Raw genomic sequence first — 11535 nt, 5'->3', positions numbered from 1 at the left:
GGGAGACGGGGATGTTGAAACGAGTCCTGATAGCCAACCGCGGCGAGATCGCCCGGCGGATCGCCCGGACCTGCCGCCGGCTGGGCATCGAGTACGTGGCCGTGTACTCCGAGGCGGACCGCTTCGCCGCGCATCTGGACGGCGCGGTCGAGCACGTGGAGATCGGCGGAGCCGCCGCGGCGGACAGCTATCTGAACATCGAGGCGGTCGTCGAGGCCGCGCTGCGTACCGACTGCGACGCCGTCCACCCCGGCTACGGCTTCCTGTCGGAGAACCCGCGCCTGGCGGCGGCCGTCGCCCAAGCCGGCCTGGTCTTCGTCGGTCCCGGCGCCGAGACCATCGCCGCGATGGGAGACAAGGCGCGTGCCAGAACACTGATGGCGCAGGCCGGCGTCCCGGTGCTCCCGGGCTCCTCTCAGGCCACTGATTCCCTGGCAGTGCTCGCTCAGGACGCCGAGCGCATCGGCTACCCGGTCATCCTCAAGCCCGTCGCCGGCGGCGGAGGCAAGGGGATGGCGGTCGTCGCTGCCGCCGACGCCCTGCCGGGCGCGGTCGAGCAGGCGGTGCGGATCGGCCGCAGCGCTTTCGGCGACGGACGGCTGCTCGTCGAGCGCTATGTGGCCCGGCCGCGGCACATCGAGGTACAGGTGTTCGGCGACGGCCACGGGAAGGTCGTCCACCTGCACGAGCGCGAGTGCTCGCTGCAGCGGCGCCATCAGAAGATCATCGAGGAGGCGCCCGCCGTCGGGCTCGCCGCCGGGGTGCGCGAGGCGCTTCTGGCGGCCGCGGTCCGCGGCGCCGAGGCGATCGGCTACGTCAACGCCGGGACGTTCGAGTTCATCCTCGACGGCGAGGACTTCTTCTTCCTGGAGGTCAACACCCGCTTGCAGGTCGAGCATCCGGTGACCGAGGAGGTCACCGGCGTCGATCTCGTGGAGTGGCAGCTGCGGGTCGCCGGCGGCGAGCCGCTGCCGGTGGACCAGGAGCAGATCACGGTCACCGGGCACGCCATCGAGTGCCGCGTGTACGCCGAGGACCCCGAGGCCGGGTTCCGGCCCGCGCCGGGATCGGCCGCCGCCGTCCGGTGGCCCGGCGGCGTGCGGGTGGAAGCAGCCTTCGACGACACCCCGGCCGGCGGGTTAAGCGGAGCGCGCGGGGCCGCCGCCGTCCCGGCCTTCTACGACCCCCTGATCGCCAAGCTGGTCGCCCACGGGACCACCCGCGCCGCAGCACTGCGGCAGCTCACCGGCGCGATCGCGCAGACCACAGTGGCCGGGCTGACGACCAACCTGGGCTTTTTGGCCGGGCTGCTGGCCGAGCCCGAAGTCCTCGCCGGCCGGCTCGACACCCACCTGGTGGACGACCTCGTGGCCGGATCCGCGCACCGCGGCTGCACCCGGCTGGCGGTGGCGTGCGCGGCCGCGATGGACGTCCCGGTGCCCGACTCGCCGTGGACCGGCTCGATCGGCGCCTTCGGCCGCGCGGATCTGGATCCGGACGCGCCGCTGGGCCGGATCGTCGTGCACAGCGACGATCGCGAATGGCACGCGCGGTTGACCGGCGCGTCCGCTGACGTGGCACGGGTGACCGTGGACGGCCAGACGTTGCGGGTCCGGACCCGCGCGCGCGGACACCTGTTCCACGGCACCGTGGACGACATCCCCTGGACCGGGCTACGGACCGCCGACGGCTACGACATCACCGTCGGCGGCTATCGCAAAACCCTGACCGTCCCGTCCTTCGCCGAGGGCGGTGCACGCGGTTCCGACGGCGCCGTGCGCATCGACATGCCCGGCACGGTCGTCGCCGTCGCCCGCGCGGCCGGCGATCCGGTCCACGCCGGGGACGTCCTGGTGGTCGTGGAGTCGATGAAGTTGGAGAACCGCGTCCTGGCCCCGTTCGCCGGCGTGCCGGACATCCGGTGCGCCGTCGGCGACGTGGTGGCGGCCGGCCAGATCCTGGCGATCATGAAAACCCCTCCTGCGGAAGGTGCGAAGTGAAGAACCTGTTATTCGTCGGCGGTGCGCGTCCGGTGCCGATCAGCACGGTCATGGCCGAGCAGGCCCTGGCCCAGGCACGGTCCAGGGGGATCCGCACGCACGTCGTGAACCGGCCCGACGCCCTGGCCGGGACCCCGACCGTCAGCGCCGCCGCGGACGCGGTCTCGGCCGTCGACTTCGTGCCCTCGGAGCAGACCGTGGCCTGGGCGCGGTCCCGGGCTCGCGACGGCGAACGGTTCGACGCGGTGTTCGCGCTGCAGGAGATGGCGCAGGTCGCCGTCGCCGAGGTGGCCCGGGCGCTGGGGGCGCCGGGCAACGAGCCCGAGGCCGTGCGCCGGATCCGTACCAAGGACCTGTGCCGTGCGGCGCTGGCCGAGGCGGGCTTCGCGCAGCCGGCGGTGCGGCTGTGTGCTGATGTCCGGGCGGCAGCCGATTTCCTGGAGGAGCTTTCGAAGTCCTCGAAGCCGGGGCCGTGGGTCGTCAAACCCCGCGACGCGATGGGAAGCATCGGGGTCAGCCTCGTGCGCGGGATCGCCGACCTGCCCGGCGCGGTCGCGGCGCTGCCGGACGAAAGCCCTTTCCTGATCGAGGAGTTCGTCGAGGGTCCCGAGTTCAGCGTCGAAGGGGTCTTCCTCGGCGGCGAGCCGCGGATCCTGGCCGTCACCGCGAAGGAGAAGGCGCCGCCGCCGTTCTTCGTCGAGGTCGGCCACGTGCTGCCGGCCGAGATCTCCGAGACCGAGCACGACCGGATCCGGGACCGGGTGGCCGCGGCCCTGTCCACGCTGGGCCTGCGCACCGGCGCCTTCCACGTCGAGCTGTGGCTCACCGCCGACGGCCCGGTGCTCGGCGAGGTGCACGGCCGCTTCGGCGGCGACTGGATCCACACCATGCTGCAGCACGCGATCCCGGACCTGGAGGTCTTCGGGCTCGTCTTCGAGGACATGCTGGGCCTGCCCGGCACGCACACTTCCCTGGAGCCGACGCGCGGCGCCGCCGTCCGCTACCTGGTTCCGCCGCCGGGCCAGGTGACCGCGATCGAGGGGTGGGAGGAGGTGCTGGCGCATCCCGCGGTCCTGCACGCGCAACTACTGGTCGCCCCCGGCGACATCATCAAACCCCTGCGACAGTCCTCCGACCGGGCCGGCTTCGTGGTCGTCGGCGCGGATGACCCCGCACTGGCGCGCAAACTGGCGACCGAACTCGTGGACTCGGTGCGCTTCACGGTCCAGGACGCGCCGGCCGACCGTCTGCCGGGGCTGTGGTCGCTCACATGAGACTCCCCGTCCCGGAGTCCGGGCCTCGGCGGGTGCTCGCGATCGCGACCGCGGTGAACATGACCGGCTACGGCGTCTACCTGACCGCGAGCGTGCTGTATTTCACCCGCGCCATGGGCCTGGCCGCCTCCCGGGTCGGCATCGGGCTGACGGTGGCCGGCGCCGTGGCGCTGGCCGCCGGGGTCCCGGTGGGGCACCTCGCCGACCGGCGCGGCGCGCGCGGATCCTACGCGCTCACCCTGACGGCCGCGGCGCTGGCGATGGCAGGGCTGTGCCTGACCCGCGGCTTCTGGCCGTTCCTGGTCTTCGCCTCGGTCGCGGCCGTCGCCCAGAGCACGGGACCGGCCGCCCGCGGCCCGTTGGTGAAGCACTACGGCGGCGACCGCCCGGCCGAGTACCGCGCGTATCTGCGCGCGGTGACGAACATCGGCATCGCCCTGGGCGCGGTCCTGGCCGGCTTCGGCATCCAGATCGGCACCCGTCGCGCGTATCTGCTGCTGCTCGCGGTGAGCGCGGCGTGCAGCGCGGTCGCGGCGGGTGTCGTGTTGCTGCTCCCGCCCCTGCCGCCGGAGCCGGCCGGCCGCGGCCGCACGTGGATCGCGCTGCGCGACCGGCCGTACCTGGCCCTGACGCTCCTGGACGGCGTGATGGCGATCCAGTTCCGGGTGCTGACCGCCGCCATCCCGCTGTGGCTGCTCAGCCGCACCCACGCCCCGCGCTGGTCGGTCTCGGCGGTGATGCTGGTGAACACCGCCATCGTGGTCGTGTTCCAAGTCCGGGCCAGCAGGAGCATCGACACCCCGAAGGCCGGCGGCCTGGCCTTCCGGCGCTCCGGATTCGCCTTCCTGGCCTCCTGCGCCATCTTCTCGACCCTGTCAGGCCTGCCGGCCTGGCTGACGGTCACGCTCGTCCTGGCCGGCGTCGTCGTCCACACCATCGGCGAGATCTGGCAATCCGCCGGCGGCTTCGAGCTCTCCTTCGCCCTCGCGCCAAGCCACGCCGTAGGCCAGTACCAAGGCCTGTTCGGCATGGGCATGGGCCTCGGCGTGACCATCGGCCCAGGCCTGCTGATCGCCCTGTGCATCGACTGGGGCACACCCGGCTGGTGGATCGTCGGCGCGATGTTCGCCGTCACCGGCCTGGCGGTGCCGCCGGTCGTGAGGTGGTCCGAGCGGCGGCTGTCCGCACCGGTCCGGCAGCCGGGGCGATACGCGGGTGCGCAGAGCTCCACCAGCTCCGGGCCGGTGCCGTAAGCGACCGACGTGTCCCTCGACGGCCACAGTTGGACGGTGTAGTGGCGCTGCGGGGTTCGGGTGTATCTGTTGCCTGGACGTCGGTGCGTGAGACACAGATCGTTGTCATGGAGCGTGCGGTCGTCGCCGTAGTGCAACACCCAGCACATCGGCAGTGGAAACGTAGCCGAAGTGCCGCGAATCCAGACTCCTCGGATTGTCCCCGCGCACCAGCAGGCAGCCGGACGGGACCATCGTGTCGGGGTCGAGCGCTGCGACGGCGTGACGAAAGTCCTCGGGAACCCGGTTTCCGGCGGTGGCGACTACTCGCTTGACCATCCAGTCGACGTCCGGTCGCGGTGTCGCGTTCGCGGCTGCGGTTTCCGTCATCGTCGTGGCTCTTTGCCTCGTCCGTTCGAGCCACGGATGGCGGAAGACGACCACGTCGCCGACGCGCGGGCGGCCACGCCGTACCAGCAGCTTCTCGCCGTCGGCGTAGGTCGGGCTCATGCTGCCGCCGGCCACCGTGATCAGCACCAGCGCGCGACGTGCCCCGAGCGCCGCGACCGCACCGGCCACGCCGATCGCCGAGACCGCCGCCGCCGCCGTCAGGAACACCGATCTGCTCTCGAGGAGCCCCATAGCCGGCTTCATGCCTCGGCTCCTACGTGCGAGTCTTGATATCCCTCGGCCTGAAGCCGGAAGAGGCGCGCGTATCGCCCGTCCGCCGCCATCAGCTCTTCATGGGTGCCGCGTTCGGTGATCTCGCCGTCGGCGAGGACCACGAGGACGTCGGCGTCGCGCAGGGTATTGAGGCGGTGCGAGATGAGCAGACTCGTGCGCTGGGCCCGCCGTCGCGCCAGTGCCCGGTGGATCTCGTGCTCCGCCGCCGCGTCCAGACCTGAGCTGGGCTCGTCGAGGATGAGCAGGTCGGCGTGCTCCCGCATCAGCGAACGGGCCAGGGCCACGCGCTGCCACTGGCCGCCGGACAGGGCCAGGCCGCGCTGGCGATCCGCGTCGAGGAAGATCCGGCTCAGCAGGGTCTGGTACCCCTGGCGCAGACCGGACAGGGTCTGGTCGATGCCGGCGGCGCTCGCGGCGCGGCGGACGGCCGGGAGGTCGTCCAGACGGCCGACGTCGCCGATGCCGACGTTCTCGGCGGCGGTGACGTCGTAGCGGCTGTAGTCCTGGAACGTCGCGCCGATCCGCCGGCGCAGGTCGTCGATCTCCAGGTCCCGGACATCGACGCCGTCCCAGAGGATCTGTCCTCGTTCGGGTTCGTAGAAGCGGCACAGCAGCTTGACCAGCGTGCTCTTCCCCGCGCCGTTGAGCCCGACCAGTCCGACCGCCGAGCCGCGGGGGATCACGAGATCGACCCCGCGCAGGATCCAAGGGCCGCCGGGGTCGTACCGGAACCAGATGTCGCGCAGCTCGATACCGGTCCGCAGCGGACTGGCCGGCGTACGGCCGCCGGCGACGTCGGCGGGGGCTTCGATGATGTCCAGGTAGTGCCGGAACAGCCGCAGGTTCTGCCCGGAGCGGGCGAACTGGGCCACCGTGCCGGCCACCGCGGTCTGGACGCCGGCCACCGCCGCGGTGAACAGTGCGGCGTCGCCCACGCTCAGCCGACCGCCCGCGACACCGCGCACCACCACCACCGCGCCGATGACGGCGACGCCGGCCGTGAGCAGCGCGAGCCAGCCCTGGACCGCCGCGCCGCGCCGCTCGACCGCGAGATCAGCCCCGGACGTGCTCTCGAGGGCGTTGAGCATCCGGCCGTGGAACAGCGGGCCCAGACCGAAGAGCCGGACCTCCTTGGCCGTTGCGGGGTCGGTCAGAAGTTGCTGGTAGAAGTACCGTTTCCGCAAGGTCTCCATGTTCTGCTCTGTGACGAGCACATGCCGCCGACCCATCGACCGCTGCCCGAGGTAGGCCGGCACTGCCGCGAGGCCGAGCAGCGGGACCATCGGAGGCCAGACGACCAGAACCACCCCGAGGAAACCGGCGATGGCGACGCCGCTGCGCACGCTCCCGGTCAGCAGGTCCGTCATCCCCTGCGGTGCGGACTGCGCGCCTTGCTCGGCGAGCCGCAACCGATCCTGGAAGACGGGATCTTCGAAGTAGCGCAGCCCGGGAAAGCCGTTGACATGCCGGTACAGCACGTCCTGCACCCGCAGGGATACCTTGCGCTGGACATACCGCACGATCAGGCCGGACATCAGCTCCAGGGCGATCAGCCCGAACGCGGCCAGAGCCGATGCCACGGCCAGCACGGTCGCCCGGCCGGCGTCAGCGTGCCGGCCGAGCGCGAGCTCGTCCACCAACAGCTTCCCGGTCCAGGCGGCCACACCCGGCAGCAGCCCGAGGACGACAGTCACCCCGAGCAGCATGGCGGTGCCGAACGGAGCCGCGCGCCAGCCCAAGCCGAGGGCGGTCATGGCCGGCCGCCGGGCCGGCGCGCGGCGCGCTTCGTCGGTCACCGGGCCGCCCGGACGGGTACGCCGGGGAACACCTCGTCCAGCTTGCGGCCGGCTGCCGCGACCTCGCCGTCGCTGATCCGCAGCACCGTCGGGTAGCTTCCGATGCCGCCGACGGCCGGGCCGACCGGACCCTCCTCGGCCAGCATCGCGACCCGGCCCAGGTCGCTGAGCTCGGCGACCAGCGCGGCCGTGGCGTCGGTCCGGGGATCGCCGGTGATGAAGAAGAAGGTCCGGTCGTAGCCGGCCGGGGACCCGTCCTGCAGCGTGGAGATGAACTGTCCGCAGGGCTCGCAGCCCGTCATCACGAACGCGACGAGCCGGTCGGCGCCGTCCGTCGTCCCGGCGACCTCGGCCGAGGTGAGCACCGAGCCGTCGAGCGCCGTGGCCTCGAACTCTCCGACCCGCCGTCCCACGGCAGGCAGCTGATCCGCCAGGGATCCGGCGCCGTGCTGCTGCTCCACCCCTCGCAGCCTCCTGATGACAGCGAACAGCAAGACGATGTTGATCAAAGTGAGGATGGTGAGGAGTGCGACAACCGCGGCGAGCGTACCGAGCATGGGGTCTTCCTTAGGACGCGGACGGAAGGCTTCCGACGGGAGTTCGGCTCAACGGCCGGTCGTCGGAGAAGAGAACACGTAACGCAGGTCGTCCCAACGGACGATCATGGCGGCGGCCAGGGCACCGCCGGCCGCGGCCACGGCGGACCCGGCCGGAGCGGCCGCCGCCGGGCCGGCGGCCGAGGCGAGCAGTCCGGCCGCGGCGGCGACCGACAGGACGCAGTTCCGGGCCACCTCCCAGGTGCCCATAGGACCGCCGTCCGTGCCGAAGCACTGACAGCGCACCCTCTCACCCCGGCGCAGCGACCAGCCGACCGAGGCGGTGAACACGGCCAGCGTCAGGAGCGTCAGAGCGAAACCGAACGGGACGGTCGCCGGAACAGCCAGCAGCACGATGCTCACGGCCTCGACGGCGACGACCCCGATCGGCGCCGCGGCGCGTGCCGGGCCGGGCAGCCAGCGGATTTCGCGCAAGGACGCCGCGAAGTCGGCGAAGGACCGGCGGCTCCGGAGCTTGCCGCCGAGGGCCAGGGCGAAGACGACCCCGAGCAGCGTGCGCATGGAGATGGCCAGGAATGTCATGAGCTCGGCACCGCCTTGGGCGTCGGGACGGCGGGCCGCTGTCGCGACACCGCCGCCGTTCGGGCGTCGATTAGCAGCGGTTCTGGGTGTAGTGCGGGGTGCAGGAGCAGGCGCCGGTGCAGGAGTAGGTGCTCGAGCAGGTGTACCAGGCGCCGCTCGAGGAGCAGTAGCTGTTCGTGCAGGGCTTGCCCTGCTCCGGGATGCACGCGCCGGCCGTCTCCTCACGCAGCAGAGCGGAGAGTGCCTTGTCACTCAGGCGGCTGATGATCGACTTCATTCTGGTCCCCAGACTGTCGAATAACGGTGAAATTCTCGGGCGATCGCCCGCTTTTGGATGTTGACTCAAGGGGCTGGCATTCTGGTCACGTTTCGGTGGCACACCAGGGAGCGGCACTTGTCCATGCGTTTCGGGGTCCTCGGTCCGCTCCTGGCGCACGACGGCTCGGCCGACAGACGGATCGTCGCGCCGAAGCAACAAGTCATCCTGGCCACGATGCTCCTGAACGCGAACCGGGTGGTCTCGGTCGAGCGCATCGCCGAGAACCTGTGGGCCGACGCCGCACCGGGCGGTGCGCACAAGACGCTGCACACCTATGTCATGAGGCTGCGACGATCGCTCGGCACCGCCGCCGACCGGGTGCGCACCGAGGCCCGGGGCTACCGCTTCGTCGTGCAGGACGGGGAACTGGATCTGCACCGCTTCACCGCTCTGGTCGAAGCGGCCAAGGCCAGGAGCGCGGAGCAGGCTTGGGAAAGCGCCGCAGACCTCTTACACACCGCGCTGGGAGTCTGGCGCGGGCAGCCGTTGCAGGGTGTCCAGTCCGTCGCCCTGAGCGGCGAGGTCGACCGGCTCGCCGAACTCCGGCTGGACGCGCTGTTGGCCCGGATCGACGCGGACCTGCATTTGGACCGCCACGAACTGCTCGTGCCGGAACTGCGCGACCTCGTCGTCCGGCAACCTCTTCTGGAACGCGCGCACTCCTTCCTCATGCTCGCGCTCTACCGCGCGAGCCGGCGCGCCGACGCGCTGGCCGCCTTCCGGTCGGCGCGGCGCGTGCTCGCCGAGGAGCTGGGGATCGAGCCCGGCCGGGACCTGCAGCGGCTGCACGGCCGGATCCTCAACGCCGACCCGGCGTTGAACGATCCGGCGTGGAACGACCCGGCTGGCTCCTCCCCGGAGCCGCGATTTCCGTCGCAGCCGGCACCGGATCCCACGTCGGATGCGGAACCGGCCGCCCCCGCGCCTCATCCCGCCGCGCCCGCACAGTTGCCGCGCGGCATCCGTGACTTCACCGGACGCGACCACGAACTGGAGCGCATCAAGACGCTGCTTTCCCACGACCCGCCCGGCAGCGTGCCGGCTCCGGGAGTCTGCGTCATCGCCGGAGCCGGGGGCACCGGCAAATCGGCGCTCGCCGTCCAGGTCGCGCACGCCGTCCGGGACCGGTTCCCCGACGGCCAGCTCTATCTCGACCTGCGCGGCGCCGACCGGCACCCGGTCGATCCCGGCCACGCGCTCGCCGAGTTCATCCGCGCCCTCGGAGACGGTGGTTCCGCGCTGCCCGAGGGGGTGGCGGACCGCTCCGCGGTCTTCCGCACGATGCTGGCCGATCGGCGGGTGCTGATTTTGCTGGACGATGCCGGTGACGTCCAACAGGTGCGGCCTCTGCTGCCGGCCGATCCCCGGTGCTGCGTCATCATCACGAGCCGCAGCCGCCTGCCCGGCCTGGAGGACTGTGCGCGGCTGGAGCTCGGCTCGCTGTCACCACAGGACGGCGCCAGCCTGTTCGGCAAAGTCGTGGGCGACGAGCGGCCGCAGTCCGAGCCGGCCGCGGTGGCGCGCATCGTCGAGCTCTGCGGCGGGCTGCCGCTGGCGATCCGCATCGCCGGCTCGCGACTCGCGGTGCGGCGGACCTGGCGGCTGGAGTCGCTGGCGGCCCGGCTGGGGGACACCGCACGGCGCCTCGACGAGCTCCGGACGGACGACCTGCAAGTGCGGGCGACCCTCGACATGAGCTACCAGCACCTGACCGGCGACCAGGCGCGAGCCTTCCGGCTGCTCGCCGTCCCCGATGTCGACTCACTGTCCGTCTGGCACGCAGCGGTGCACCTCGATGTGCCGGCACGGACAGCTGAGACTCTTCTGGAGAGCCTGGTGGACGCCTTCCTGCTGGAGCCGGCCGGCGCCGAGCGCTATCGCTACCACGATCTGACGCGCGTGTTCGCCCGCGAGGCGGCGTCCGTGACCGAGTCCGCTGAGGCGTTGGCCGGCGCCGCGGGCCGGACTCTGGCGGCGTACGCAGAGCTGCTGGCCCATGCCGCCGCCGCTGCCCGGCCGGGCTACCTCGACGAATCCCCGCCCGCGCTCCGGTTCGGCACCGCCCACGAAGCGTTGGACTGGCTGGATCAGGAGTTCCGCGCCGTCGGCGGACTGATCGTCCAGGCCGGCTCCGGCCCGGCCGACGCGGTCGGCGTCGCCGCGGACATGTTGTACCGCGTCCAGTGGTACCTGCGGTCCCGGGGGCACTGGCGGCTGTGGCATGACGCGGCGGCCGCGGTGATCGACGGCGCGGTCCGCACCGGCGACACGGCCGCCGAGCTCGTCGGCCGCCAGAGCAGCGGCCTGCTGGCCCTGCTCACCGGAAGATTCGAGGAATCCGACGAGAACCTGTCGGCGGCCGTCGGGCTCGCCGAGCGGCTCGACGATTCCCTGGAAAAGGCCCGCGTCCTGAACCGGCGCGGCCTGCTGGACTTCCAGCGTGGTTTCTACCGCGAGGCCGTGGCAGACCACGAGGCGGCGGCGGACCTGTTCAAGCGGCTCGGCAACCGGCTGGGCGAATGCGCCAGCTTGGTGAACATCGGCAAGTGCTTGCGCGTGTCCGGCGAACCGGCACGGGCTCTGGCTCACCTCGAACGGGCTCTGGCGCTCAGTGAGGAACTGGGCGAATCGGAGAACGCGACAATGGCCCGGCACCACCTGGCCGCTTGCCACTCCGAACTCGGCAACCATGAAACGGCCATATCTGCGCAGTATGACTGCCTGGTCTTCACGCGCGAACACGGACTCCGCGAAGGCGAGGCCTTCGCTCTCGCCGAACTGGGTCGTGCGCTCCTGAGAGCGGACCGCGCGCTCGAAGCCCTGGAGAGTTTCGAGGAGGCCATGGACCTCTTCAGCGCCCTCGGCGACCCCAATGCGGTCGCGGTGTTCCTCGCGGACTCCGGCTTCGCGCACCAACGCCTCGGCGACCTGGCCGCCGCGACGAGCGCATGGCGGGCGGCACTGCCTGCGCTCCGGCCGGACACGCGGGAGGCAGGCGCTGTTCGAGAGGTGTTGGGCGCCTATACCCATGAAGAGATTCACACCAGTGAATCAGGGTGAGGATCCGGGAGACGCAGACATGGTCGGCCAA

Annotated in this window: 9 protein-coding genes; 4 read left to right on the top strand and 5 right to left on the bottom strand. The window is 71.8% G+C overall.

The window, feature by feature from the left end; genetic code table 11:
• The first annotated feature begins 11 nt into the window (after nucleotides 1-11).
• Genes CACI_RS18690 through CACI_RS18680 form a run of 3 tightly spaced genes read left to right on the top strand, consistent with a single transcriptional unit; the run spans nucleotide 12 to nucleotide 4527 of the window.
• Entirely contained in the window at nucleotides 12-2000 is a 1989-nt protein-coding gene (locus CACI_RS18690; RefSeq protein ID WP_015792391.1) for an acetyl/propionyl/methylcrotonyl-CoA carboxylase subunit alpha, read from the top strand.
• On the top strand, nucleotides 1997-3274 hold the full coding sequence (locus CACI_RS18685; protein ID WP_015792390.1) for an ATP-grasp domain-containing protein: 1278 nt from the start codon (nucleotides 1997-1999) through the stop codon (nucleotides 3272-3274). The genes CACI_RS18690 and CACI_RS18685 overlap by 4 nt, the downstream gene beginning before the upstream one ends.
• Entirely contained in the window at nucleotides 3271-4527 is a 1257-nt protein-coding gene (locus CACI_RS18680; RefSeq protein ID WP_015792389.1) for an MFS transporter, read from the top strand. Before CACI_RS18685 ends, CACI_RS18680 begins: the two co-directional genes overlap by 4 nt.
• Nucleotides 4528-4632: 105 nt before the next feature.
• On the opposite strand, the gene CACI_RS18675 is transcribed toward CACI_RS18680, so the two are convergent.
• From CACI_RS18675 to CACI_RS18655, 5 genes are all read right to left on the bottom strand, one after another.
• On the bottom strand, nucleotides 4633-5160 hold the full coding sequence (locus tag CACI_RS18675; RefSeq protein WP_015792388.1) for a S26 family signal peptidase: 528 nt from the start codon (nucleotides 5158-5160) through the stop codon (nucleotides 4633-4635).
• On the bottom strand, nucleotides 5157-6944 hold the full coding sequence (locus CACI_RS18670) for an ABC transporter ATP-binding protein (protein ID WP_015792387.1): 1788 nt from the start codon (nucleotides 6942-6944) through the stop codon (nucleotides 5157-5159). The genes CACI_RS18675 and CACI_RS18670 overlap by 4 nt, the downstream gene beginning before the upstream one ends.
• 38 nt (nucleotides 6945-6982) lie before the next feature.
• Nucleotides 6983-7543, bottom strand: a complete 561-nt coding sequence (locus CACI_RS18665) for a hypothetical protein (RefSeq protein ID WP_015792386.1) — start codon at nucleotides 7541-7543, stop codon at nucleotides 6983-6985.
• A 48-nt stretch (nucleotides 7544-7591) separates the two neighbouring features.
• Nucleotides 7592-8125 carry a MauE/DoxX family redox-associated membrane protein gene (locus CACI_RS51240; protein WP_015792385.1) on the bottom strand — a complete coding sequence of 178 codons (534 nt, stop codon included), beginning with the start codon at nucleotides 8123-8125 and terminating at the stop codon, nucleotides 7592-7594.
• A 70-nt stretch (nucleotides 8126-8195) separates the two neighbouring features.
• Nucleotides 8196-8402: a hypothetical protein gene (locus CACI_RS18655; protein ID WP_015792384.1), complete on the bottom strand. Its 207-nt coding sequence runs from the start codon at nucleotides 8400-8402 to the stop codon at nucleotides 8196-8198.
• Between the two features lie 123 nt (nucleotides 8403-8525).
• Here CACI_RS18655 and CACI_RS18650 point away from each other — a divergent pair, with 123 nt between their 5' ends.
• A complete protein-coding gene (locus CACI_RS18650; protein ID WP_015792383.1) occupies nucleotides 8526-11504 on the top strand; it encodes an AfsR/SARP family transcriptional regulator in 2979 nt (992 codons plus the stop codon).
• Nucleotides 11505-11535: the final 31 nt, after the last annotated feature.

The sequence above is a fragment of the Catenulispora acidiphila DSM 44928 genome (genome assembly GCF_000024025.1).
Classification (GTDB): domain Bacteria; phylum Actinomycetota; class Actinomycetes; order Streptomycetales; family Catenulisporaceae; genus Catenulispora; species Catenulispora acidiphila.
This window is presented reverse-complemented; position numbering and strand designations above follow the sequence as displayed.

Bases quoted from the DNA above. Each gene is read 5' to 3' on its own strand.
- CACI_RS18670 (WP_015792387.1), bottom strand. From the start codon at position 6,944: ATGACCGCCCTCGGCTTGGGCTGGCGCGCGGCTCCGTTCGGCACCGCC.
- CACI_RS18655 (WP_015792384.1), bottom strand. From the start codon at position 8,402: ATGAAGTCGATCATCAGCCGCCTGAGTGACAAGGCACTCTCCGCTCTG.
- CACI_RS18680 (WP_015792389.1), top strand. From the start codon at position 3,271: ATGAGACTCCCCGTCCCGGAGTCCGGGCCTCGGCGGGTGCTCGCGATC.
- CACI_RS18675 (WP_015792388.1), bottom strand. From the start codon at position 5,160: ATGAAGCCGGCTATGGGGCTCCTCGAGAGCAGATCGGTGTTCCTGACG.
- CACI_RS18690 (WP_015792391.1), top strand. From the start codon at position 12: ATGTTGAAACGAGTCCTGATAGCCAACCGCGGCGAGATCGCCCGGCGG.
- CACI_RS51240 (WP_015792385.1), bottom strand. From the start codon at position 8,125: ATGACATTCCTGGCCATCTCCATGCGCACGCTGCTCGGGGTCGTCTTC.
- CACI_RS18665 (WP_015792386.1), bottom strand. From the start codon at position 7,543: ATGCTCGGTACGCTCGCCGCGGTTGTCGCACTCCTCACCATCCTCACT.
- CACI_RS18650 (WP_015792383.1), top strand. From the start codon at position 8,526: ATGCGTTTCGGGGTCCTCGGTCCGCTCCTGGCGCACGACGGCTCGGCC.